The following is a 22,948-nucleotide window of genomic DNA, read 5'->3' on the forward strand; positions in this document are numbered from 1 at the left end:
TATAGCTGCATTTTTCAATGGTTTTATGCGCCATGCGCTACTGAATCGGCCGCGCAGCGAAAAAATGAAACCACTTGGGCAAGGATTTGCAGGGGTTTCGCGTATTGGCCCAATGCTGGCCTTTCATCTAATTGTCATATTCCAGACATAGAGTGTTCACACGGCCTCCCGATACTTGGCCCCGATCCAACTATCCCTATCTGCTAGGAGCAAGGCATGAAACTGAAACGTTTGATGGCGGCAATGACTTTTGTCGCTGCTGGCGTTGCGACCGCCAACGCGGTGGCCGCTGGTGTTGACCCGGCAATTCCTGCGTACGTGAAGACCACTGGTGTGTCGGGCAACTTGTCCAGCGTCGGTTCCGATACCCTGGCCAACCTGATGACCCTGTGGGCTGAGGGTTACAAAAAGGAATACCCGAACGTCAACATCCAGATTCAGGCTGCCGGCTCCGCCACTGCACCGCCTGCGCTGACTGAAGGCACCTCCAACCTGGGCCCGATGAGCCGCAAGATGAAGGACACCGAACTGGCGGCCTTCGAGCAGAAGTACGGCTACAAGCCAACCGCAATCCCGGTTGCCGTGGATGCCCTGGCCGTGTTCGTGCACAAGGACAACCCGATCCAGCACCTGACCATGGAACAAGTCGACGCCATCTTCTCCTCGACTCGCCTGTGCGGCGCCAAAGCCGACGTGAAAACCTGGGGCGACCTGGGCGTGACCGGCGACCTGGCCAACAAGCCGGTTCAGCTGTTCGGTCGTAACTCGGTATCCGGCACCTACGGCTACTTCAAAGAAGAAGCCCTGTGCAAAGGCGACTACAAGCCAAACGTGAACGAACAACCTGGCTCGGCTTCGGTCGTGCAGTCGATCAGCTCCTCGCTGAACGGCATCGGTTACTCGGGCATCGGCTACAAAACTGCCAGCGTGAAGACGGTGGCCCTGGCCAAGAAAGGCAGCACTGACTTCATCGAAGACAGCGAAGAAAACGCCCTGAATGGCAAATACCCGCTGTCGCGCTTCCTCTACGTTTACGTCAACAAAGCCCCGAACAAGCCTCTGGCTCCGCTGGAAGCTGAGTTCGTGAAACTGGTGCTGTCCAAGCAGGGCCAGGAAGTTGTAGTGAAAGACGGCTACATCCCACTGCCAGCCAAAGTTGCCGCCAAGGCCCTGGCTGACCTGGGCCTGAAAGAAGGCAACTAAGTTGCCTGCGCGGGGCCGGTAAACCGGCCTCGCCTCACTAATTCTTCAATCCGCTGCCAGCCCTGCTTCGCGGCGGTTTTGTTGCGTCACTGCACTGTCATCTTTCTGTCATACAGGATCGCTAGGGTGTGCGCATGAATGATCTGGCCAATTCCACCATGACGACGACTTCTCCCCCCAAGCGCATTGATTTCAATACGCCTGAGCTGCAACGCAAGCGCCGCATCCGCGCGCTCAAGGATCGCCTGACCCGCTGGTACGTGCTGGTCGGCGGCCTCGCCGTCCTCGGCGCCATCACGCTGATCTTCTTCTTTCTCGCCTATGTCGTCGCGCCGCTGTTCCAGGGTGCTTCGCTGACCAAGGAAGACGCGCTGACGCCAGCCTGGCTGCAGGACGCGGGCAAGCCGTTGATGATTTCGATGGAAGAACAGAACCAAGTCGCCATGCGCGTTTCCGACAAGGGCCAGGCGTTGTTCTTTGACGTGGGCACGGGCGCGGAACTCAAGCGCGTCGACCTGCCGCTTCCGGCCGGTACCAGCGTTGCGTCTATCGGTGAAGACCAGCCGGGCAGCCCGCTGGTGATCCTTGGTTTGTCCAATGGCCAGTCCCTGGTGTTCCGCCACACCTATAAGGTGTCGTACCCGGACGGCAAGAAAACCATCACCCCAGCCATCGAATACCCCTACGGCGAAACGCCGATCGTGCTGGACGACGCCGGTCGCCCACTGGAGCACGTGGCCCTCAACGCCACCGACACCTCGCTGGTGGTGGCCGGCTCGGCCGGTTCGTACTTGAATGTGCTGACCCTGAGCCGCGAAGAAAACATGATGACCGGCGAAGTCACCAGCGAGCAGAAGCGTGTCGAGCTGCCGCAAATGACCGAGCCGGTGAAGGCGATTTTCATCGACCCGCGCCAGCAGTGGCTGTATGTGATCAACGGTCGCGCCCTGGCTGATGTATTCAGCCTGCGCGACAAGAGCCTCAACGGTCGATACAAATTGTTGGAAGATGGCACCGCTGAAGTCACCGCCAGCACCCAGCTGGTGGGCGGCATCTCGCTGATCGTCGGTAACTCCAAGGGTGGCCTGGCCCAGTGGTTCATGGCCCGTGACCCGGATGGCGAGCAGCGCTTCAAGCAGATCCGTACCTTCCAGATGGGCACTGCGCCGATTGTTGAAATCTCCGCCGAAGAGCGCCGCAAAGGCTTCACCGCCCTCGACGCTTCGGGCCAGTTCGGCGTGTTCCACAGCACCGCGCACCGCACCCTGCTGGTAGACCCGGTGGTCGACGGCCAGGGCGTATACGGCATGTCGCCACGCGCCAATCGGGTGATCGTCGAAGCCGGTGGCAAGCTGCAACCGCTGCTGCTCGACAACCCGCACCCGGAAGTGTCCTGGAGCGCGCTGTGGAGCAAGGTCTGGTACGAAAACTACGACGAGCCTAAATACGTCTGGCAATCGACCGCCGCCAACACCGATTTCGAACCCAAGATGAGCCTGGCACCATTGACCTTCGGCACCTTGAAGGCCGCGTTCTACGCCATGCTCCTGGCCGCACCTTTGGCGGTTGCCGCTGCGATCTACACCGCCTACTTCATGGCCCCGAGCCTGCGCCGCAAGGTCAAGCCGGTGATCGAACTGATGGAAGCGATGCCGACGGTGATCCTCGGCTTCTTCGCCGGCCTGTTCCTGGCGCCGTACGTGGAAGGGCACTTGCCGGGGATTTTCAGCCTGCTGATGCTGTTGCCGATTGGCATCCTGGTAGCCGGCTTTATCTTCAGCCGCCTGCCTGAATCCATCCGCCTGCGCGTTCCCGACGGCTGGGAAAGCGCGATCCTGATCCCGGTGATCCTGTTTGTGGGTTGGCTCTCGCTGTACATGAGCCCGTACCTGGAAACCTGGTTCTTCGGCGGCGACATGCGCATGTGGATCTCCCACGATCTGGGCATCACCTACGACCAGCGCAACGCCCTGGTAGTCGGCCTGGCCATGGGTTTCGCGGTGATCCCGAACATCTACTCCATCGCCGAAGACGCCGTGTTCAGCGTGCCGCGCGGCCTCACCCTGGGCTCGTTGGCCCTGGGCGCCACGCCGTGGCAGACCATGACCCGCGTGGTGATCCTGACCGCCAGCCCGGGGATTTTCTCGGCGCTGATGATCGGCATGGGCCGCGCGGTCGGCGAAACCATGATCGTGCTGATGGCCACCGGGAACACCCCGGTGATGGAGATGAACCTGTTCGAAGGCCTGCGCACGCTGGCGGCCAACGTCGCGGTGGAAATGCCCGAGTCGGAAGTCGGCGGCAGTCACTACCGCGTGTTGTTCCTGTCGGCGCTGGTGCTGCTGCTGTTCACCTTCGTCATGAACACCCTCGCCGAGCTGATCCGTCAGCGTCTGCGCAAGAAATACTCGTCGCTTTAAGAAAGGTAGAAGTCTGTGAAACAGAACTCCCTGAATGGATGGTTCAAGAGCGGCGCCCCCGGCGTCTGGATCAGCGGTGGCGCGGTGTCCATCGCGGTCATCATGACCATTGGTTTGCTGGCGGTGATTGCCGTGCGTGGCCTGGGCCACTTCTGGCCGGCCGACCTGATCCAGGCCAACTACAACGTGCCGGGCCAGGAAAACCATATCGTCATCGGCGAAGTGGTGCAGAAGGAAGAAGTACCCCGCGAGCGCCTGAAAAGCGCGGGCCTGCCGGTGCCCGATGCGGGCCCGGAGTTCATGACCCGCGAGCTGATCAAGGTCGGCAACCGTGACCTGAACGGCAACGACTTCACCTGGATCGTCGGCGAGTGGCTGAAGGACCAGACCACGCCGAAAAACCTGATGACCATCGAGCGCCGTGAGTGGGGCAACTTCTACGGCACCCTGGTCAACGTCAAGCAGGACGGCAAGGTGATCGCCGAAGGCGAAGCCGCGTGGCCGGAGCTGCAAGCCCGCGTCGACCGCGTGAACAACCTGGCTGCCCAGCTCAAGACCCTGGAAAAATCCGACATCGGCGCAATCAACGCCGGCCTCGAACGCATCCGCCTGCACGGCCGCAAACTGGAACTGGAAGGCAAGCTCGACGCCACCGCCCAGGCCGACATGGACTCAGGCCGCGCCGAGCTGAATGCGCGTTACCAGGACATCGAAGCGCGCCTGGCCGACCTGCACGCCCAGTTCAATCGCGATGCCCTGACGGCCCGTGATGCGAACGGCAAGGAAATCGAAATCGGTATCGGCAAAGTGGTGCACGCCTACCAGCCGAACGCCATGGGCACGCTGACCAAGATCGGTTTCTACTTCAGCAAGGTCTGGGAATTCTTGAGCGACGACCCACGCGAAGCCAACACCGAAGGCGGGATTTTCCCGGCGATCTTCGGCACCGTGATGATGACCCTGATCATGGCGATGATCGTGACCCCATTCGGTGTGTTGGCGGCGGTGTACCTGCGTGAATATGCCAAGCAGAACGCGCTGACGCGCATTATCCGCATCGCCGTGAACAACCTGGCCGGCGTACCGGCCATCGTTTACGGCGTGTTCGGCCTGGGCTTCTTCGTGTATGTATTGGGTGGCTCGGTTGACCGCCTGTTCTTCGCCGAAGCCCTGCCGGCACCGACGTTCGGTACACCGGGCCTGTTGTGGGCCTCGCTGACCCTGGCGCTGCTTGCCGTGCCGGTGGTAATCGTGGCCACCGAAGAAGGCCTGGCGCGGATTCCTCGCACCGTGCGTGAAGGCTCGCTGGCACTCGGCGCAACCAAGGCGGAAACGCTGTGGAAGATCGTGCTGCCGATGGCCAGCCCGGCGATGATGACCGGCATGATCCTCGCCGTGGCGCGTGCCGCCGGCGAAGTGGCGCCGCTGATGCTGGTAGGTGTGGTGAAACTGGCGCCGTCGCTGCCGCTGGACGGCAACTACCCGTACCTGCACCTGGACCAGAAGATCATGCACCTGGGCTTCCATATTTATGACGTCGGCTTCCAGAGCCCCAACGTCGAAGCCGCGCGGCCGCTGGTGTACGCCACCGCGTTGCTGCTGGTGCTGGTGATTGCCACGCTCAACCTGTCGGCGGTGTGGATTCGTAACCACCTGCGCGAAAAATACAAAGCGCTGGATAGCTGATTTAGAAGTGAACTCAGAATAAATGTGGGAGGGGGCTTGCCCCCGATAGCGGCAGATCAGAAACAGATGTGCTGACTGACACACAGCCATCGGGGGCAAGCCCCCTCCCACACAACAGCACAGGGAGCATCCCATGCAACATGAAACTCAATCCCACGGCATCAACATGTCTGCCCTGGGTCGCAACAAGCAGAGCCTGAGCCTGGCCGACGAAACCGTGGCCATCGAAGTACCGGGCCTGAGCCTGTACTACGGTGAAAAGCAGGCGCTGTTCGACGTCAGCATGAACATCCCCAAGCAGCGCGTAACCGCCTTCATCGGCCCGTCGGGCTGCGGCAAGTCCACGCTGCTGCGCACCTTCAACCGCATGAACGACCTGGTGGACGGCTGCCGCGTGGACGGCGCCATCAACCTCTACGGCACCAATATCTACCGCAAGGGCGAGGACGTGGCCGAGCTGCGTCGCCGTGTGGGCATGGTGTTCCAGAAGCCCAACCCGTTCCCCAAGACCATCTACGAAAACGTGGTCTACGGCCTGCGCATCCAGGGCATCAACAAGAAGCGCATCCTCGACGAAGCGGTGGAGTGGGCCTTGAAAGGCGCGGCGCTGTGGGACGAGGTCAAGGACCGCCTGCATGAGTCGGCACTCGGCCTGTCCGGCGGCCAGCAGCAGCGTCTGGTGATCGCGCGTACCATCGCGGTGGAGCCGGAAGTGCTGCTGCTCGACGAACCCTGCTCGGCACTCGATCCGATCTCGACGCTGAAAGTCGAAGAGCTGATTTACGAGCTGAAATCCAAGTTCACCATCGTCATCGTGACCCACAACATGCAGCAGGCGGCGCGGGTTTCCGACTACACCGCGTTCATGTACATGGGCAAACTGGTGGAATTCGGCGACACCGACACCCTGTTCACCAATCCGGCGAAGAAGCAGACCGAAGACTACATCACCGGTCGCTACGGCTAGGAAGCTGTGGTTCTGATTGCACTGACGCTGCGGTTCTCCGCACCTTACCGGACGCTCCAAGGACGCCAACATGATTAGCAAAGAAGGCCTTACCCACCACATCTCCGCGCAATTCAACGCCGAGCTTGAGGAAGTGCGCAGCCACCTCCTGGCGATGGGCGGGCTGGTGGAGAAGCAAGTCAACGACGCCGTGACTGCGCTGATCGAGGCCGACTCGGGCCTGGCTCAGCAAGTGCGTGAGATCGATGACCAGATCAACCAGATGGAACGCAACATCGACGAAGAATGCCTGCGCATTCTCGCCCGTCGCCAGCCGGCGGCCTCGGACCTGCGTTTGATCATCAGCATTTCCAAGTCGGTGATCGACCTGGAGCGCATCGGCGACGAAGCCACCAAGATCGCCCGCCGCGCCATCCAGCTGTGCGAAGAAGGCGAAGCGCCGCGCGGTTACGTGGAAGTGCGCCACATCGGCGACCAGGTGCGCAACATGGTGCGCGATGCCCTCGACGCCTTTGCCCGCTTCGATGCCGACCTGGCCCTGTCGGTGGCGCAGTACGACAAGGTCATCGACCGCGAATACAAGACCGCCCTGCGCGAGCTGGCCACCTACATGATGGAAGACCCGCGCTCTATCTCGCGAGTCTTGAGCATTATCTGGGTGCTGCGTTCCCTGGAGCGCATTGGCGACCACGCGCGCAATATCTCGGAACTGGTGATCTACCTGGTTCGCGGCACCGACGTGCGGCACATGGGCCTCAAGCGCATGAAAGCCGAAGTTGAAGGCTCGGCCGACCAAATCCCTAATGTTCCTGGCCAAACTGACGATAAGTAAGATTGCCCGAGAAATTAACGCCCGGCCTCAGGCCGGGCGTTTTCGTTTGTGGCAGCTGAATTTTTTACGTATCGGGTGCAATAAAGTCCGAACGTGACTGCAGAGTTTTGGCAAAATGCCATCAGTCAGGCGTACTGCGTGCCAAGGTTTTTATAGGATGAAGGGTCGATGAGTAAAGTCAGTGTATTGGTGGTGGATGACGCCTCGTTTATCCGCGACCTGGTGAAGAAGTGCCTGCGCAACTACTTCCCCGGGATCAAGCTTGAAGATGCGGTGAACGGCAAAAAGGCTCAGGCCATCCTGATGCGCGAGACCTTCGACCTGGTGCTGTGCGACTGGGAAATGCCCGAGATGTCCGGCCTGGAGCTGTTGACCTGGTGCCGCGGGCAGCCACACCTCAAAGCCATGCCATTCGTGATGGTGACCAGCCGTGGCGACAAAGAGAACGTGGTCCAGGCCATCCAGGCCGGGGTTTCCGGCTACGTCAGCAAGCCGTTCACCAACGAGCAGTTGCTGAACAAGGTCAAGCAGGCACTGCACAAGATCGGCCGTCTCGACGCCCTGGTGGCCAGCGCGCCGACCAAGATGAACTCTGCTTTCGGCAACGACTCCCTCAGCGCCCTGACCGGCGGCAAGCCTGAAGCCGTGCGTGCCGCCCCGGTTGCCGCTGCGCCAGCGCCTGCGCCGAACAAAGGCCTGCTCAACAGCCCAGCGGTACAAGCCCCGTCCGCCGCGCCTTCTGGCGGTCGTGGCCAGGGCCAGTTGCGCCTTTCCAGCGGCACCCAGCAATGCGTGATCAAGGCGCTGAGCATCAAGGAAGCGCTGTTGGTGGTGCGTCGCAGCGAAGTCCTGCCCCAGGTGCTGGAAAGCGCCGTGCTCGACCTTGAGCAAGGCGACAACGCCGAAGTCGCGCGCCTCAACGGCTACCTGCACGCCATCGTCGCCTTCGAGCCCAAGCCCGATAGCGACTGGCTGCAACTGACCTTCCGGTTCATCGACCAGGACGCGCAGAAGCTCGACTACATCTCCCGCCTGATCGCGCGCGGCACGGCGCAGAAGCACTTTGTGCCGGGTGCGTGATCGGCTGAATATCGGGAATCGACCGACTGTCTGATTCCCGATGCCTAGCTTGATTTATATCTGTTTCGATATAGTCTCTCGATAACGCCTCAGCGTTATCGGGTCTTTGCTATGCCTTGAAACAAAGCTCCAGTGTGTCTGGCTGAATCGTCGATTAGGCTTTTTCCTTCCAGGAAAGGAGAAGCCAATGCCAAGGCACAAGGATGTGGTGTTTCTAGGAAGCTCGCTCAGTGATCTCAAAGCGTTCCCGCTCGATGCCCGTAGGGCCGCCGGTTTTCAGTTGGATCTGTTGCAACAGGGCGAACAGCCTTTTGATTGCAAGCCGATGAAAACCATTGGCAGGGGCGTTAGCGAGATTCGGATCACTGAGGCGTCGGGAGCGTTCCGAGTGTTCTATGTGGTCAATCGGCCTGAGGCTGTTTACGTGCTGCACGCCTTGCGCAAAACCACGCAGAAAACCGAAGGGCGGGATATCGAACTGGCTCGCGCCAGATTGCAGGAGTTAGGTTAAACCCATGACCCATCAAAAAGTTTACGGTGAACGTTTCGGCAGTGTCTGGGACGCGTTGGAAGACACACCCCAGCAAGCCGCCAATATGCGCCTGCGTTCCAAGTTGCTCCTGGAACTGTGCCAAACCATCCGCAGTTGGGAGCTCTCACAAAAAGCTGCGGCGCAACGACTCGGCATCAGCCAGCCCCGTCTTAACGACGTTCTCACCGGCAAGATCGACAAACTCTCGCTGGATGCCTTGGTCAATTTGTCGGCCGCTGCGCAGATGAACGTGGATATTTGTTTCAACGGGCTGCCAGCGTAGAGCTGTCATCAACCCTTGCTAGCCTGCCGTTCAGTTTTCCCGGCAGGTTCGCGTCATGCTTCTTCGCCTATTGCTGTGCTGCATGCTGGCCACCGTCGCCCCCGCGACCCTGGCCATGACCCTCTACAAATCCACTGACGCCAATGGCGTGGTGTTCTTCAGCGACCGGCAAACCCCCGGCGCCCAGGCGTTCGTGATCCAAGAGCGCAAGCCCGAGCGGGTGCAGCGGCCGCTGCTCGACCGGCCCCGGCCCGTTTATCCACAGCAAGCCTACCGTTACCCGTTGCCCTGGCGTGGTGGTCCGTTTCGCCTGAGCCAGGGACCCAACGGCAGCTTCAGCCACACCGACGCCAAAAGCCGCTACGCCATGGACATCGCCATGCCCGAAGGCACGCCGATTATTGCGGCGCGCAGCGGGGTGGTGGTGAAAACCGAGAACGAACAGGTTGGGCGTGGCAGTGATGCGTCGGGGAATTTCGTGCGGGTGCAGCACGATGACGGCACTCAAGGCGTGTATCTGCACCTCAAGCAGGGCTCGGTCAGCGTGAGGGCCGGGCAGCGCGTGGCGGTGGGCAGCCCGCTGGCGTTGTCGGGCAATACCGGCAACAGCAGCGGGCCGCACCTGCACTTTGTGGTGCAGCAGACTACCGCGGCGGGGCTGGTGTCGATCCCGTATGAGTTCAGCCAGCCCGTGGGAGTATTGCCCAACTTTGCATTGGGCAATTGAGGGTCAGTCCAGCAGCAAGACCTTGGCCAGTACGATTTTCGGGCCTTTCATCTTCTTGATGATGATCCGCAGGCCTTCAACCTCCAGCACTTCCTCTTCTTCCGGCACGCGCTTGAGGGTGTCGTAGATCAGGCCGGCGAGGGTTTCGGCTTCTATGTGGTCGAGGTCGACGCCCAGCAGGCGTTCCACCTTGAACAGCGGCGTGTCGCCACGCACCAGCAGCTTGCCGGGTTGATAGGCGAGGATGCCGCGCTCGGCCTTGCGGTGTTCGTCCTGGATGTCGCCCACCAGCACTTCCAGCACGTCTTCCATGGTCAGGTAGCCGATGATCTTGCCATCGGCTTCCTCCACCAGGGCGAAGTGCGCGCCGCCTTTGCGGAACTGCTCCAGCAACTGCGACAGCGGCATATGCCGCGACACGCGCTCCAGCGGGCGGGTCAGCTCGGCCAGGTTGAACGACTCGGGAATGTGGTCCAGGGCCGCCAGTTCCAGCAACAGGTCCTTGATGTGCAACAGGCCGACAAACTCATTACGGTCAGCGTCATACACCGGGTAACGGCTGAATTTATGGCGGCGGAACAGCGCGAGGATTTCCTTGAGCGGGGCGTTGAAGTCCAGGGTTACCAGGTCTTCGCGGGAGTTGGCCCAGTCGACCACTTCCAGCTCGCCCATTTCCACGGCCGAGGCCAGCACGCGCATGCCTTGGTCGCTCGGGTCCTGGCCACGGCTCGAATGCAGGATCAGCTTGAGTTCTTCACGGCTGTAATGGTGTTCGTGGTGCGGGCCGGGCTCGCCTTGGCCGGCGATACGCAGGATCGCGTTGGCGCTGGCGTTAAGCAGGTAGATCGCCGGGTACATGGCCCAGTAGAACAGGTACAGCGGCACGGCGGTCCACAGCGACAGCAGCTCGGGTTTACGAATCGCCCAGGATTTTGGCGCCAGTTCACCGACCACGATGTGCAGGTAGGAAATCACGAAGAACGCCGCAAAGAACGACACACCCTTGATCACTTCCGGCGACTCGACACCCATGGCGCCCAGCAGCGGCTCCAGGATATGCGCAAACGCCGGCTCACCGACCCAGCCCAGGCCCAGCGAGGCGAGGGTGATACCCAGCTGGCAGGCCGACAGGTAGGCGTCGAGCTGGCTGTGCACGGTGCGCAGGATCTGCCCGCGCCAGCCGTTGGTGTGGGCGATGGCCTCGACCCGGGTGGAACGCAGTTTGACCATGGCAAATTCCGCCGCAACGAAGAAACCGTTGAGCAGTACCAGGATCAGTGCAAAAAGAATCATGCCGAAGTCGGCAAAGAGTGTGGCGAGGGTGATACCAGGGGAAGGGTCCATGATGGGGTTTTGCAGGTTCCGTGTGTTCAATAAGGGGTGACAGAAGGGCCTGAAGGGCAGGCGCAAGTCGGCCAATGTAGCGGCTGACGGGGCGCTTGCCTAGTGCCCGCTGCCGGGTGGGGCGTGGAATGCCATCTCCAAAACCATACAAATGCAAATGTGGGAGGGGGCAAGCCCCCTCCCACATTGGGTTTGTGTTGTTTACGGGTTATTCATCATTTCCAACCAACTGCGAACGGCTCACCTGCGCCGGCGGGAAATGGCAGGTGAAGGTGCTGCCATGCCCCAGCACGCTGCTGATTTCCAGGCGGGCGCGGTGGCGCAGCAGTACATGCTTGACGATGGCCAGGCCCAGCCCGGTGCCGCCGGTGTTGGAATTGCGGCTGGAGTCGACGCGGTAGAAGCGTTCGGTCAGGCGCGGCAGGTGCTTGGCGTCGATGCCGATGCCGGAGTCCTGCACGCTCAGGTGTGCGCCTTGCTCGTCGGCCCACCAGCGGATGCGGATATTGCCCTTGTCCTGGGTGTACTTCACGGCATTGAACACTAGGTTGGAAAACGCGCTGCGCAATTCGCCTTCGCTGCCCTTGAGCAGCACCGACGGGTCGGCTTCCAGGGTGATCTGCTGCCCGCGCTCGCCGGAGAGGGCCTGGGCATCATTCTTGATGGTCTTCAGCAGGCTCTGCACGGCCACCGGCTGGTTGTCCGAGGGATAGTCGGTGGCTTCCAGCTTGGCCAGCAACAGCAGGTCGTTGAGCAGGGTTTGCATGCGTGAGCCCTGCTGCTGCATTTGCTGCAGGGCACGGCTCCAGCGCGGGTTGATCTCGTCGACGTTGTCCAGCAGCGTTTCCAGGTAGCCGCAGATCACCGTCAGCGGCGTGCGCAGTTCGTGGGAGACGTTGGCGACGAAGTCTTTGCGCATCTGCTCAAGCTGGTGGATGCGGGTCACGTCGCGCACCAGCATCAAGTGTTCGTTGTTGCCGTAGCGCGTCAGGTACAGCTGGATGCGCACGCGGTCATTGGTGGGCGAGGGGATTTCCAGGGCTTCTTCGTAGTTCTCTTGCTCGAAGTACTCCTTGAAGCGCGGGTGGCGTACCAGGTTGGTTACCGGCTGGCCGCTGTCCTGGGGCGTCTTGAGGCCCAGCAGGGTCTCGGCGGCACGGTTCCACCATTCCAGGTTGCCGTCGCTGTCGAGCATGATCACTGCGTCTTTGAGTGCTGCGGTGGACTCCTGCACTCGGTCGATCACCGCTTGCAGGCGCCCGCGTACCCGTTGGTCGCGGCGTTGCAGGTGGTAGATGCTGTCGAACACCTCGCCCCACAGGCCGTAGCCGTCGGGTGGCGCTTCGTCGGGTTTGTGCTGGCGCAGCCATTCGTGCAGGCGCAGCAGTTGCTTGAGGGTCCAGCCCAGGTACAGGGCGATGCCGATGGCCAGGCTCCAGCCGTAATACCCGCTGACCAGTCCTACCAGCAGGCAGCCGGTGATCAACAACAGCATGTGGCGGATCAGGGTGCCATGCCAGTTCTGGTTCACTTAAACACGCGTCCTTGTCAGCTGTTAAGGAAGGGGAGGTATGGCTCAGCCTTTGGTGGAAAACCGATAGCCGGTGCCGCGCACGGTTTGTACCAGATTCTCGTAGGCATCGCCCAAGGCTTTGCGCAGGCGGCGGATGTGCACGTCCACGGTACGCTCTTCCACATACACGTTGCCGCCCCATACCTGGTCCAGCAGTTGGCCACGGGTGTAGGCGCGTTCCTGGTGGGTCATGAAAAATTGCAGCAGGCGGTATTCGGTGGGGCCCATCTCGGCCGGCTTGCCGTCGATAGTTACGCGGTGGCTGATCGGGTCCAGCACCAGGCCGTCGACTTCGATCGGTGCTTCGCCATCGGTCGGGCCGGCGCGGCGCAGTACGGCTTTCAGGCGTGCGACCAGCTCGCGTGGGGAAAAGGGTTTGGTGATGTAGTCATCGGCGCCGACTTCCAGGCCCTGGATCTTGTTGTCCTCTTCGCCCTTGGCGGTGAGCATGATGATCGGGATATCCCCGGTCAGCTCGTCACGCTTTAGGCGGCGGGCCAGTTCGATGCCGGAGGTGCCGGGAAGCATCCAGTCGAGCAGGATCAGGTCCGGCTTGCGATCGACGATAATGGCATGGGCCTGCTGGGAGTTCTCCGCCTCCAGGCAGTCGTAGCCGGCCATTTCCAACGCAACGGCGATCATCTCGCGGATGGGCGCTTCGTCGTCAACAATCAGAATGCTCCTGCCAACCATGCTCAAAAATCCTCTTGTCATTTAACTGTCTTGCGCCGCATTAGATAACGGAATTATTGCAGTCGTGTGACAGTAATTTAGTCGCTCGCGCAATTCGCGCCTCTGTGGGCTACGCTTGGGGTCCGAATCCTGACAACCACAAAAGGAAGGTTCCGATGACTTACAGCACTATTTCCTGGAAAGCCCTGCTGGTAACGGCGGCGTTGACCCTGCCGACCCTGGCGTTTGCGGCCGAGCCAGCGATGACCAAGGATGGGATGCTGGTGGACCACAAGGGGTTGACCCTCTACACCTTCGACAAGGATGCCGACGGCAAGTCGGTGTGCAAAGACCAATGCGCAACCAACTGGCCGCCGCTGAAAGCTGACTCTACCGACAAGCCGATGGGTGATTGGACGGTCATCACCCGCGATGACCAGACCAGCCAGTGGGCTTACAAAGGCAAACCGGTTTACACCTACAAGGATGACAAGAAGGCCGGTGACAAGACCGGTGACGGCAAGGGCGGGGCGTGGCACGTCATCAAGCCTTGAGCCGGCGGCACCGCTAAAAGCATCGGGGGCAAGCCCCCTCCCACAGTTGGAATGCATACCCCTGTGGGAGGGGGCTTGCCCCCGATGGCGCCGGTACAGCCAGCACAAAACACTCAGCGCAACCCGTAGTCCGCCACAATCCCGACAAAAATCGCCAAGCCGGCCCAGTGGTTGTGCAAAAACGCCTTGAAGCATTTCAGCCGGTCCTTGTCGCGGGTGTACCAGAACTCCCAGGCAAAACAACCCGCCGCCGCCAGCAGCCCCAGGTGGAACCAGCCGCCCAGTTCGAACCGCGCGCCCGCCAGCAGCAGGCACACCAGCGCCAGGCCTTGCAGGGTGAGGATGATCACACGGTCGGCATCGCCGAACAGAATCGCCGTGGATTTCACGCCGATCTTCAAGTCGTCGTCGCGGTCAGTCATCGCGTAATAGGTGTCGTAACCCACCGTCCACAGCAGGTTGGCGATATACAGCAGCCACGCCGCAGCAGGCAGGCTGCCGGTTTCGGCGGTGAACGCCATCGGCATGCCCCAGGAAAACGCCGCGCCCAATACCACCTGCGGGTAATAGGTGTAGCGCTTCATGAACGGGTAGCTCGCCGCCAGCGCCAGGCCGCCAAGGGACAGCAGGATGGTGGTGGCGTTGGTCAGCAGTACCAGCAGGAAACTGATGCCCATCAGCACCGCAAAAAACACCAGCGCTTCCTTGGAGCTGATCTTGCCGCTGACCAGCGGGCGCTGCTCGGTGCGCTTCACATGGCCGTCGACCTTGCGGTCGGCCCAGTCATTGATCACGCAGCCGCCGGCGCGGGTCAGCACCACGCCCAGTACGAAAATCACGATATTAATGAGCGACGGCGAGCCCTTGCCGGCAATCCACAGCGCCCACAATGTCGGCCACAGCAGCAGGTAGATGCCGATGGGCTTGTCCATGCGGGTCAACTGAATGAAATCCCAGGCCCTGGGGTTCAGGCGGTTGAGGGATTTGAGCAGCCATTGATACATCAGCAGTTCTCCGGATGGTCATGCAGGGCATGCCAGAAGCTGGGCAAGAAGATTTCCGCCACCAGCACGCTCAGCGCGCCACGATCGAAGCGCGAGCGCCGCGCCCACAGGCCGTCGGCTTGATCGGCCGTGGGCAGCCATTCGCGTGGGTAAGGGCACACCTCGATGGCCTGGCGGGTGAAGGCGTGGTCGCAGAACAGCAATTCGCCCAGCGAACGGCTGCCCAGTTCGTCCATATGCAAGCCGTCGCCCTGCAAGGCACTGCGCGCCGCCACGCTGCGGGCAAACACCCAGGGCTGGCCATGCCCACGCAAATACACCTCGCGTACCCAGCCGATACTGGCCGGCGCCAGGCCCAATGCGGCGCATTCGTCATCACGCAATGGTTGCCAGCCTTCGAACAGCGGCGTCACGCTGAAACCGTCGTTGGACAGCCACGTGAGCCGGCGCGTCAGCGAGCCTTCGTCGAACAGCCAATTGAGGGTCAAGGGCGCGGGCAATGGGCTCAGAAGGCTCTGGACCAGCCATTGGCAAGCATCGGGAGGGGTGATTGAGTGCGGCACGGTGCGTCAGTATTGGCAGCAAAAGAGGCCGCGAGCTTACCATGGCGCCCTGGACTTTTGCCGGGCTGAACCGGCCCCATGCGTCGATCGTGCTTGCATCTGCCGGCCCCGATCAGTACAAAACGCCCTGAGCCGCGCGGCAACGCTGGTCTATCGACCGCCGGCCAAGATGCCTGGACCCTGAGGAAGCAAGTGATGAAGAAGTGGCAATGTATTGTCTGTGGCCTGATCTACAACGAAGCCGACGGCTGGCCGGATGACGGAATCCTGCCTGGCACCCGTTGGGAAGACGTCCCGGAAGACTGGCTGTGCCCGGATTGCGGCGTGGGCAAAATGGATTTCGAAATGATCGAAATCGGTTAATTACTGTTTTCAGAAACGTACTACAAGGAGAAGGGAATGAACGCACCTGTCGTGATCATCGGCACAGGATTGGCCGGTTACAACGTGGCTCGGGAGTTTCGCAAGCTCGACAGCGAAACCCCGTTGCTGCTGATCACCGCAGATGACGGGCGCTCCTACTCCAAGCCCATGCTCTCCACCGGCTTTGGCAAGAACAAGGAAGCCGATGGCCTGAGCATGGCTGAACCGGGTGCCATGGCCGAGCAACTCAAGGCCGAAGTACGCACCCACACGCGCATCAGCGGCATCGACCCTGGCCACAAACGCCTGTGGATCGGCGAGGAAGCGGTGGCCTATCGCGACCTCATCCTGGCCTGGGGCGCCGAGACGGTTCGCGTGCCGGTCGAAGGCGATGCGGCAGAACTGATTTTCCCGATCAACGACCTCGAAGACTACGCCCGCTTTCGCGCGGCCGCCGCCGGCAAGCGCCGCGTGCTGGTACTGGGCGCCGGTCTGATCGGCTGTGAATTCGCCAACGACCTGATCCTGGGTGGCTATGAAATCGACCTGGTGGCCCCGTGCGAGCAAGTCATGCCGACCCTGCTGCACCCGGCGGCAGCCGCAGCGGTACAGGCCGGGCTGGAAAGCCTCGGCGCGCGCTTCCACCTGGGCCCGGTGCTCAACCGCCTGCAGCGCAGCGCTGACGGCCTGGAAGCGCACCTGTCGGACGGTGAAGTGATCCACTGCGACCTGGTGGTCTCCGCCATCGGCCTGCGCCCGCGCGTCGACCTGGCCGCCGCCGCCGGTTTGCAGACCAACCGTGGAATCATGGTGGACCGCCACCTCAAGACCTCCCACGCCAATATCTACGCGCTGGGTGACTGTGCCGAGGTCGACGGCCTCAACCTGCTGTACGTGATGCCGCTGATGAGCTGCGCCCGCGCCCTGGCCCAGACCCTGGCCGGCAATGCCACGGCCGTCAGCTACGGCCCGATGCCGGTGACGGTCAAGACCCCGGTCTGCCCGTTGGTGGTCTCGCCGCCGCCACGCGGCACTGAAGGCGTGTGGAGCGTCGAAGGCCAAGGCGCCGACATCAAGGCCTTGTGCCGCGACGCCAGCGGCCGCCTGCTGGGTTACGCGCTGACTGGCGCCGCCGTGATGGAAAAACTGGCCCTCAACAAAGAACTTCCGCCGTTGCTGGCGTAAATACTGGTCGTTCTGTCGGAATAACCCTGTTTTTCGCCCGAGAAAGGTCGCCGCGAGACTGGCGCGGCGTCCTAGGGCATGCCATCCTCACTCCCGTCTGCCGCAGAGTAGAGCCTGCGGCGCCTTGGGCGCTGCTCCGTCAGAGAGCAGCACGGACATAACAACAAAAAACCGTCAAAGAGGCTTCACTTATGCGTAAACCAGAACTCGCAGCCGCTATTGCAGAAAAAGCAGACCTGACCAAAGAACAGGCCAACCGCGTCCTCAACGCCGTTCTCGAAGAAATCACCGGCGCCCTGCACCGCAAAGACAGCGTCACCCTGGTGGGCTTCGGCACCTTCCTGCAACGCCACCGCGGCGCCCGCACCGGCAAAAACCCGCAAACCGGCGAGCCGGTGAAGATCAAGGCGAGCAACACCGTTGCGTTCAAGCCGGGCAAGTCGCTCAAAGACAGCGTCAACCCGTAAGAGCGGTACCGCCTGAAGGGAGGCGGGTGGTAGGAAAAATGGGCACGCCGACTGGGTCGGGTGCCCATTTTTTGTTGGAGTTGAAGGCTACGTATCCTGCATGTTTCGGCGCTGCCTTCTTATCCTCTTACCAGCTCGGCATTATTGTCGACCGGCTCTTTCCCGACGAGTTCTTCGTAACTTTCAGGTTCCGAACCGAGTTCCCCGGGATCATCTTCATACACGTACAGGCTGGTCTGGCTGTGTTTGTGCTCTTGCAATAAACGCAGGCCATCCCACGTGAACCGGGTTTCGCCCAATGGGTAGCCATCGTTGCCATGCTCGGTTTTTTCAATCCGCCGCCCCAGCGGGTCATAGGTCAACCTGACCACGCTGCCGTTTTCATTGCGTACTTCTATCAGCCGGCTTTCGGCGTCATACGCAAACCGCTGCACTCCACGTTTGGCGCTGCGTTTCTCAACCATCCGGCCAAATGCGTCGTAGCGGTAACGCTTGTCCTGATAGGTCAGCAGTTTGTTGTGCACCACCAACCCGGCGCCGGGTTGTGGGCCGTCGAGCAGGTTGGCGGCTGCGTCGTGAGCGCAGGCGACCGATACTGCTGTCAGATCACTAGGATCATCAGAAGTGGCCCGTTTCTTCTTTACTCAACAGTAGAGCGGATGCAAGAGAAGTATTCAGCGGGCCTATTTTTTACTGTTCATCACCGGATCGGCGAGGTTTTCGTCTCCGTCATTCATGCGTTGCAAGAGCTTGGTTGCCCGTGAAAAACCTTGAGCGGCGGAGCGCTCCAGCCACCGTCGGGCTTGTTCAAAATCCTGCTCGACTATCCACCCGTCAACGTACATTTTTGCCAAGTCAAATTGGCCGTGAGGATCACCGGACTCGGCCCTAGGAAAGTGAAATGTAACCTCTCGGGAGCCTGTATCAATTTCCCAATAGTCGCGCTTGTTGGCTTGGAAAAGGCGAACGGTTTGATCGTTCACCCATTCAACAGCGCCCAGCAGCGATTCGAAAAGACCGAGCGAGATGCCGATCCGTGTAACCGTGAAAAACTCTTCAGGGGTGTTTTTGGCACCTTGCACCAGAACGCCGATATTGATGTATTGATCCGTGCGCCAAGCTGCCGACGCAGTGAGCGTTTTTGACGGGTTTTTCAGCGAGCGTCCCGAGGTGCCTGAAAACTGATAATCACGTTTGACGATCTCTGCATGAAGCTTATGTATGGGATCGGTATCCCAGTTTTTGAGGGTCGCTAATGATAGGAGCGCCTCATTGATGTCTTCGATTAAGGACTTACGAACAGTGGGTTCCGTAGCGTCCGATGGCAACTTCTGCAAGTGCTTGAAAGAATGAGAGTAGGTGCAAACATTTGTGAGTGTTTGCTCTGCCTCTATTGGCGCTCGCTGAAGAATTATTTTGGCAACCCCACCAGTAGGCAGCTTGTACTTGGTGGAAAGGAGATAAATATAGAGGACAGCCGCCTCGCGAACACTATGAGCCTGTAGGCCGTCTGTTGAAGGGGCAATTTCGAGTGTTAATAAATATTTGCTCATCAGAGTTTCTATCTCGTCGCGTTAGGCAGTGAGTTGCCCACCGGATTAATCCCGATCTTTGGGAATGAAGGTGTTTGACCGGCTCTCTGTGCGGCTACTGAGTAGCCATTGACTCTACCTTGTTCAACTTTAAGAGCCTTGGCTCGCGTTACATTTTTTCTGATTATTGCGGACTCGTATTTATCCGAGCCTCCCCTATTGAGTCTGCGCACCTGAGATTGTGCTCGGTAGGACTTCCCATTTTAGGAAATTTTCCCTCCGCTGATACCGTACTTGTAAACCTGACCAGTCGTCTTGTTACGAATGACGTAGACGTGATTTACCTTGTTATTTTGTCTTGAGTTTCCGTTCGCCGCGCCACAGGTTTTCCATCCCCACGGGTCTATCCATGCAATCGGGTTGGGTGCGTATTGATAAAGGTTGAGTTCTCCGGCCAACCCAATCGGATCCGGCGTCGTAAATCGCCCCACATCCGGATCATAAAACCTGAACGTATTGAAATGCAGCCCCGTCTCCCGGTCCAGGTACTGCCCCTGAAAGCGCAGGTTCTGCTCCTCAATGTAATAAGGCTCGCGCACCTCCTCCAGCGTGTTGCCCCACACCCGATAGGTCGCGCGCCAGCCGTTGTGCCCATCGGCTTCTAAATATTGAGAACTAAATAAATCTGTTCTTTGTTCTGCGACGATTTTTTGTATTATTAACTCAAAGTGTTACTTGCTAACGCCAGGTCGAACTGCTTGTTTCCAAAAATGGATTTGGTTGCGAGTGCTTTTTTGAGTATGTCAGAATCCAGGCTCAGATTGTTTTTATAGGCAGCAAAAACGATGGTGAGAAACGGGAACGCATAATTATCAGGCTCTGCCAATACATCATCAATTAATGCAGTTGTGCCAAGAATGCAGTTCTCCGCCTTTGATAGGTAGAAAGCTTTCAAACGGTCAGTTATTTTTTTTGCAGTCTGACTTATTTCTGGCGGCGACGGCGTTCTAATGATACCGCCCACTTCGTCGCCAAACTGTTTTGTCTCTTCCGATAAGGAACTCTTCGAATAAAATGACGCGTTCAACAGCCGGCTATGATAAGGGGGGGATTGGTTTAGACAGAAGCTGAATGCCTCACATGTATAAATTTCCATTCCCGCGTAGTAACCATCAGCTTTGGTCAAATGCTGGAGGTAGATTTCTGCAAGTTTCTCCTTCGCGGCAAACAGGCTAAGTTTATTTTTGCTCACCTTAATGTCGATATGGGGAGACGCAATTTTCTTCAGTTCCGTCAGTAACACCGCTTCCACATTTTTACGAATTTCTAGGCTCATGTTATTCACTTGTAGATCAGAAGATTGAAGGTTGCGTTGTGCTGTGCGCCTTTTCCACCTAACGGTACCCCCGGCTTTCCTTTGGTATCAACCTTGAACGATCCTTTCGTTCCGGCGGAGGGCTTGATTGTGCCTCCGCCTAATTGTTGAGTGGTGTTGGCCGGCTTAGTCATGTCGAAGACCCCGGAGCCAGTTTGGTTCGGGGTCAGCTTCCCGGTACCGTGCTTGACTTCAAATACATGTAATTTTCCGTTGCGGTCCTTGGCTACGAAGTCAGCGCGGATACGTTTTCCGTTTACCTTCATGGTGACTTCTTCGGAGACGACCTTGAACCCATTCCTCTTCAGGTCATGGATCGCCTTGGTTCGGCCTTTATTACCACTGACCGCACTTTTGCAAGCCCAGCCCCATGGGTCAATCCAGGTCAGGGGATTTGGTGCGTATTGATAGAGGTTCAATCCGCCCAGCAACCCAATCGGATCCGGCGTCGTAAACCGCCCCACATCCGGATCATAAAACCTGAACGTATTGAAATGCAGCCCCGTCTCCCGGTCCAGGTACTGCCCCTGAAAGCGCAGGTTCTGCTCCTCAATGTAATAAGGCTCGCGCACCTCCTCCAGCGTGTTGCCCCACACTCGATACTTCGCTTGCCAGACGCTGTGCCCATCGGCTTCGGTGAGTTGCTCCGGCAACCCGTTCAGGTCGTTGTGGTAGTAACGAATCTTCTGCAGCGGCCCGGCACCGTCGACGCGTGCCAAGGGTTGGTAGCCTTCATCTTCATACACGTACAGGCTGGTCTGGCTGTGTTTGTGCTCTTGCAATAAACGCAGCCCATCCCACGTGAACCGGGTTTCGCCCAATGGGTAGCCATCGTTGCCATGCTCGGTTTTTTCAATCCGCCGCCCCAGCGGGTCATAGGTCAACCTGACCACGCTGCCGTTTTCATTGCGTACTTCTATCAGCCGGCTTTCGGCGTCATACGCAAACCGCTGCACTCCACGTTTGGCGCTGCGTTTCTCAACCATCCGGCCAAATGCGTCGTAGCGGTAACGCTTGTCCTGATAGGTCAGCAGTTTGTTGTGCACCACCAACCCGGCGCCGGGTTGTGGGCCGTCGAGCAGGTTGGCGGCGGCGTCGTAGCTGAAGGTTTCACGCTGGCCGTGCAGGCTGTCCTGGCTGGCGATGATGCGGCCGGTGGCGTCGTAGTGCAGCAACTGGCGATGTTGCGCGGCGGGTTGCTGGTCGAGTTTGCCGACCAGGTTGTCGGCGGGGTCGTATTCAAACTGTTTTTGCGCGGCCGCCGGCATCAACGATGGCTGGCCCGCAAGGCGCCGTTGGCGTGAGCGCAGGCGGCCGCTGCGGTCGTATTCGCTGCGGGTGCTGAGCTGGCCTTGGGTGCGCAGCACTTCGCGGTGCAGGCGGTCGCGCTCGAAGTCGCTGATGACTTGGCCGTCAAGGTTGATCTGGTGCAGATGGCCGCTGCCGTAGTACAGGCGGTTGAGCCAGCGGCCGTCCGGCAGTTGGCTCTGGATCAGGTTGCCGAGTTCGTCGTAGTGATGTTGCAGGTTGCCGGCTGAACTCTGTTCGGCCAGTAACTGGCCGAGGGCGTCGTAGGCGAAACCCAGGGTTTGGGCATTGCCTTGCAGGTCGGTGAAGGTGACGGCCGTGAGCTGATCGACCGCATCATAGCTATAGCCGGTGGACGATGGGCACGGGCGGCGTCTCGGGCACAACCGCCAAGCCATTGCCATACGGCGCCGGAACGGCAGTCACCGCAGTGATGTTGTCGAGCACGTCGTAGTCGTAGTGCTTGGCGCTGCCGTCGAGGTCTTGCTGTTCGGTCAGCCTGTCGCCTGCATCCCACGCAAACCGATAGCTTTCACCGTTCTCGTTGATCAGCGCTTGCAGCCGACCATAGCTGTCATAGCCGAACTGCACCTGCCGCCCATGGGCGTCGGTGCGTTGGCGTACCTGGCCGCGCCGGTTGTGTTGATAGAGTGTGGTGTGCCCGGCGTAGTCGGTATAGCCATAAACCTGCCCTCTTTTCTCCCGTTTTTATTGGGCGGCGAATAATGCTTGTGCGCTGAGTGCGGCCTTATTTACTCGTTCTGAGGCGATGGTGCTATCAATGCGCAAGTCGGGGGGTAACTTCTCATAGTCCATCGGCTCAGCATCAGAGATCGCTCCACGTAAGTGTGCGATAACTCTGAAAATAATGTGATGCATGCGCCAGCAGATGGATGGTTCAATGTTGTTCAGCTGTTGCTCTGTAGCGGGCTTGCTGACACCGCCTACCCAGATTTCTGACTCGAACGCGAATTGAATTTCGTCATATCCAGAGGACTCTTTTTTGTAGTCCGGATCACTGAAAAGAATCTTCCATCGAGGAATTTCCGAGAAAAGCATGCTGCAGAAAATCGGTCGGAACAGACGTTTTGAGGTGTCTACCTCGCTCAATGACACGGGTATTTGCGTATAAAATTTCGCAAAAACCTCGATCAGATGCCCCAGCGCAGGGGGGATGAGCTCGATATAGCGTGCAATAACAAACCCAGTCTCATCTGAAGAATTGAGGGCCGGGATATAAAAAAGATCGCCCGGTTTAGGTGACTTCAGGGTTTTCAT

The 22,948-nt window shown here is 59.5% G+C and carries 21 protein-coding genes and 3 pseudogenes; 13 read left to right on the forward strand and 11 right to left on the reverse strand.

Going from position 1 to position 22,948, the window contains the following annotated elements; translation table 11 throughout:
- The first annotated feature begins 216 nt into the window (after positions 1 to 216).
- From AC0IYH_RS09275 to AC0IYH_RS09315, 9 genes are all read left to right on the forward strand, one after another.
- The gene (locus AC0IYH_RS09275) at positions 217 to 1,203 is read left to right on the forward strand and encodes a phosphate ABC transporter substrate-binding protein PstS (protein ID WP_017135798.1); all 987 of its coding nucleotides are present in this window, start codon (positions 217 to 219) and stop codon (positions 1,201 to 1,203) included.
- A gap of 386 nt (positions 1,204 to 1,589) precedes the next feature.
- Positions 1,590 to 3,623, forward strand: a complete 2,034-nt coding sequence (locus AC0IYH_RS09280; protein WP_177411953.1) for an ABC transporter permease subunit — start codon at positions 1,590 to 1,592, stop codon at positions 3,621 to 3,623.
- A gap of 15 nt (positions 3,624 to 3,638) precedes the next feature.
- Positions 3,639 to 5,309, forward strand: coding sequence for a phosphate ABC transporter permease PstA (gene pstA, locus AC0IYH_RS09285; RefSeq protein ID WP_471833984.1), 1,671 nt, complete (start codon positions 3,639 to 3,641; stop codon positions 5,307 to 5,309).
- A gap of 133 nt (positions 5,310 to 5,442) precedes the next feature.
- The gene (gene pstB, locus AC0IYH_RS09290; RefSeq protein ID WP_116627037.1) at positions 5,443 to 6,276 is read left to right on the forward strand and encodes a phosphate ABC transporter ATP-binding protein PstB; all 834 of its coding nucleotides are present in this window, start codon (positions 5,443 to 5,445) and stop codon (positions 6,274 to 6,276) included.
- 70 nt (positions 6,277 to 6,346) lie between these two features.
- Complete coding sequence (gene phoU / locus AC0IYH_RS09295; protein ID WP_116627036.1) at positions 6,347 to 7,108, forward strand: phosphate signaling complex protein PhoU; 762 nt, start codon at positions 6,347 to 6,349, stop codon at positions 7,106 to 7,108.
- A gap of 168 nt (positions 7,109 to 7,276) precedes the next feature.
- Positions 7,277 to 8,188 (forward strand): response regulator, encoded by a 912-nt coding sequence (locus tag AC0IYH_RS09300; protein ID WP_471833986.1) that lies wholly within the window; start codon positions 7,277 to 7,279, stop codon positions 8,186 to 8,188.
- A gap of 187 nt (positions 8,189 to 8,375) precedes the next feature.
- Positions 8,376 to 8,699: a type II toxin-antitoxin system RelE/ParE family toxin gene (locus AC0IYH_RS09305; protein ID WP_471833988.1), complete on the forward strand. Its 324-nt coding sequence runs from the start codon at positions 8,376 to 8,378 to the stop codon at positions 8,697 to 8,699.
- Between the two features lie 4 nt (positions 8,700 to 8,703).
- Complete coding sequence (locus tag AC0IYH_RS09310) at positions 8,704 to 9,003, forward strand: XRE family transcriptional regulator (protein WP_116627033.1); 300 nt, start codon at positions 8,704 to 8,706, stop codon at positions 9,001 to 9,003.
- A 55-nt stretch (positions 9,004 to 9,058) separates the two neighbouring features.
- Positions 9,059 to 9,730: a peptidoglycan DD-metalloendopeptidase family protein gene (locus AC0IYH_RS09315; protein ID WP_122774502.1), complete on the forward strand. Its 672-nt coding sequence runs from the start codon at positions 9,059 to 9,061 to the stop codon at positions 9,728 to 9,730.
- Between the two features lie 3 nt (positions 9,731 to 9,733).
- Here AC0IYH_RS09315 and AC0IYH_RS09320 read toward each other — a convergent pair whose 3' ends face one another.
- The 3 genes from AC0IYH_RS09320 to phoB form a co-directional block, all read right to left on the reverse strand.
- Positions 9,734 to 11,074 (reverse strand): hemolysin family protein, encoded by a 1,341-nt coding sequence (locus AC0IYH_RS09320; protein ID WP_116627032.1) that lies wholly within the window; start codon positions 11,072 to 11,074, stop codon positions 9,734 to 9,736.
- Between the two features lie 208 nt (positions 11,075 to 11,282).
- A complete protein-coding gene (gene phoR / locus AC0IYH_RS09325; protein WP_471834140.1) occupies positions 11,283 to 12,569 on the reverse strand; it encodes a phosphate regulon sensor histidine kinase PhoR in 1,287 nt (428 codons plus the stop codon).
- 81 nt (positions 12,570 to 12,650) lie between these two features.
- Positions 12,651 to 13,340, reverse strand: coding sequence for a phosphate regulon transcriptional regulator PhoB (gene phoB / locus AC0IYH_RS09330; protein WP_065883780.1), 690 nt, complete (start codon positions 13,338 to 13,340; stop codon positions 12,651 to 12,653).
- 155 nt (positions 13,341 to 13,495) lie between these two features.
- On the opposite strand from phoB, the gene AC0IYH_RS09335 reads away from it, so the two are divergent.
- Entirely contained in the window at positions 13,496 to 13,873 is a 378-nt protein-coding gene (locus AC0IYH_RS09335; RefSeq protein WP_471833991.1) for a COG4315 family predicted lipoprotein, read from the forward strand.
- A gap of 113 nt (positions 13,874 to 13,986) precedes the next feature.
- Here AC0IYH_RS09335 and ubiA read toward each other — a convergent pair whose 3' ends face one another.
- Together ubiA and AC0IYH_RS09345 are read right to left on the reverse strand one after the other, a co-directional pair.
- On the reverse strand, positions 13,987 to 14,877 hold the full coding sequence (ubiA, locus tag AC0IYH_RS09340) for a 4-hydroxybenzoate octaprenyltransferase (RefSeq protein WP_471833993.1): 891 nt from the start codon (positions 14,875 to 14,877) through the stop codon (positions 13,987 to 13,989).
- On the reverse strand, positions 14,877 to 15,440 hold the full coding sequence (locus AC0IYH_RS09345; RefSeq protein WP_116627028.1) for a chorismate lyase: 564 nt from the start codon (positions 15,438 to 15,440) through the stop codon (positions 14,877 to 14,879). Before AC0IYH_RS09345 ends, ubiA begins: the two co-directional genes overlap by 1 nt.
- A gap of 195 nt (positions 15,441 to 15,635) precedes the next feature.
- Here AC0IYH_RS09345 and AC0IYH_RS09350 point away from each other — a divergent pair, with 195 nt between their 5' ends.
- From AC0IYH_RS09350 to AC0IYH_RS09360, 3 genes are all read left to right on the forward strand, one after another.
- Positions 15,636 to 15,803: a rubredoxin gene (locus AC0IYH_RS09350; RefSeq protein WP_105521282.1), complete on the forward strand. Its 168-nt coding sequence runs from the start codon at positions 15,636 to 15,638 to the stop codon at positions 15,801 to 15,803.
- Between the two features lie 36 nt (positions 15,804 to 15,839).
- Complete coding sequence (locus AC0IYH_RS09355; protein WP_471833995.1) at positions 15,840 to 16,988, forward strand: NAD(P)/FAD-dependent oxidoreductase; 1,149 nt, start codon at positions 15,840 to 15,842, stop codon at positions 16,986 to 16,988.
- 191 nt (positions 16,989 to 17,179) lie between these two features.
- A complete protein-coding gene (locus tag AC0IYH_RS09360) occupies positions 17,180 to 17,455 on the forward strand; it encodes an HU family DNA-binding protein (protein ID WP_003213368.1) in 276 nt (91 codons plus the stop codon).
- 185 nt (positions 17,456 to 17,640) lie between these two features.
- Here the strand turns inward: AC0IYH_RS09360 and AC0IYH_RS09365 are convergent.
- The 6 genes and pseudogenes from AC0IYH_RS09365 to AC0IYH_RS09390 form a co-directional block, all read right to left on the reverse strand.
- Positions 17,641 to 18,036 (reverse strand): annotated as a pseudogene (locus tag AC0IYH_RS09365) (hypothetical protein); the annotation flags it as partial.
- Between the two features lie 102 nt (positions 18,037 to 18,138).
- Positions 18,139 to 19,008, reverse strand: a complete 870-nt coding sequence (locus AC0IYH_RS09370) for an SEL1-like repeat protein (RefSeq protein ID WP_122774507.1) — start codon at positions 19,006 to 19,008, stop codon at positions 18,139 to 18,141.
- Between the two features lie 8 nt (positions 19,009 to 19,016).
- A pseudogene (locus tag AC0IYH_RS09375) lies at positions 19,017 to 19,658 on the reverse strand (RHS repeat-associated core domain-containing protein); the annotation flags it as partial.
- Positions 19,659 to 19,705: 47 nt separating this feature from the next.
- Complete coding sequence (locus AC0IYH_RS09380) at positions 19,706 to 20,323, reverse strand: hypothetical protein (protein WP_122774508.1); 618 nt, start codon at positions 20,321 to 20,323, stop codon at positions 19,706 to 19,708.
- A 5-nt stretch (positions 20,324 to 20,328) separates the two neighbouring features.
- Positions 20,329 to 22,363 (reverse strand): annotated as a pseudogene (locus AC0IYH_RS09385) (RHS repeat-associated core domain-containing protein); the annotation flags it as partial.
- Positions 22,364 to 22,378: 15 nt separating this feature from the next.
- Positions 22,379 to 22,948, reverse strand: coding sequence for an Imm26 family immunity protein (locus AC0IYH_RS09390; RefSeq protein WP_471833997.1), 570 nt, complete (start codon positions 22,946 to 22,948; stop codon positions 22,379 to 22,381).

Source organism: Pseudomonas sp. AC463 (genome assembly GCF_979253585.1).

Bases quoted from the DNA above. Each gene is read 5' to 3' on its own strand.
- AC0IYH_RS09300 (WP_471833986.1), top strand. From the start codon at position 7,277: ATGAGTAAAGTCAGTGTATTGGTGGTGGATGACGCCTCGTTTATCCGC.
- AC0IYH_RS09350 (WP_105521282.1), top strand. From the start codon at position 15,636: ATGAAGAAGTGGCAATGTATTGTCTGTGGCCTGATCTACAACGAAGCC.
- ubiA (WP_471833993.1), bottom strand. From the start codon at position 14,877: ATGTATCAATGGCTGCTCAAATCCCTCAACCGCCTGAACCCCAGGGCC.
- phoU (WP_116627036.1), top strand. From the start codon at position 6,347: ATGATTAGCAAAGAAGGCCTTACCCACCACATCTCCGCGCAATTCAAC.
- AC0IYH_RS09275 (WP_017135798.1), top strand. From the start codon at position 217: ATGAAACTGAAACGTTTGATGGCGGCAATGACTTTTGTCGCTGCTGGC.
- AC0IYH_RS09390 (WP_471833997.1), bottom strand. From the start codon at position 22,948: ATGAAAACCCTGAAGTCACCTAAACCGGGCGATCTTTTTTATATCCCG.
- AC0IYH_RS09310 (WP_116627033.1), top strand. From the start codon at position 8,704: ATGACCCATCAAAAAGTTTACGGTGAACGTTTCGGCAGTGTCTGGGAC.
- pstB (WP_116627037.1), top strand. From the start codon at position 5,443: ATGCAACATGAAACTCAATCCCACGGCATCAACATGTCTGCCCTGGGT.
- phoR (WP_471834140.1), bottom strand. From the start codon at position 12,569: ATGCTGTTGTTGATCACCGGCTGCCTGCTGGTAGGACTGGTCAGCGGG.
- AC0IYH_RS09360 (WP_003213368.1), top strand. From the start codon at position 17,180: ATGCGTAAACCAGAACTCGCAGCCGCTATTGCAGAAAAAGCAGACCTG.
- phoB (WP_065883780.1), bottom strand. From the start codon at position 13,340: ATGGTTGGCAGGAGCATTCTGATTGTTGACGACGAAGCGCCCATCCGC.
- AC0IYH_RS09335 (WP_471833991.1), top strand. From the start codon at position 13,496: ATGACTTACAGCACTATTTCCTGGAAAGCCCTGCTGGTAACGGCGGCG.
- AC0IYH_RS09380 (WP_122774508.1), bottom strand. From the start codon at position 20,323: ATGAGCCTAGAAATTCGTAAAAATGTGGAAGCGGTGTTACTGACGGAA.
- AC0IYH_RS09370 (WP_122774507.1), bottom strand. From the start codon at position 19,008: ATGAGCAAATATTTATTAACACTCGAAATTGCCCCTTCAACAGACGGC.
- AC0IYH_RS09320 (WP_116627032.1), bottom strand. From the start codon at position 11,074: ATGGACCCTTCCCCTGGTATCACCCTCGCCACACTCTTTGCCGACTTC.
- AC0IYH_RS09305 (WP_471833988.1), top strand. From the start codon at position 8,376: ATGCCAAGGCACAAGGATGTGGTGTTTCTAGGAAGCTCGCTCAGTGAT.
- AC0IYH_RS09315 (WP_122774502.1), top strand. From the start codon at position 9,059: ATGCTTCTTCGCCTATTGCTGTGCTGCATGCTGGCCACCGTCGCCCCC.
- AC0IYH_RS09355 (WP_471833995.1), top strand. From the start codon at position 15,840: ATGAACGCACCTGTCGTGATCATCGGCACAGGATTGGCCGGTTACAAC.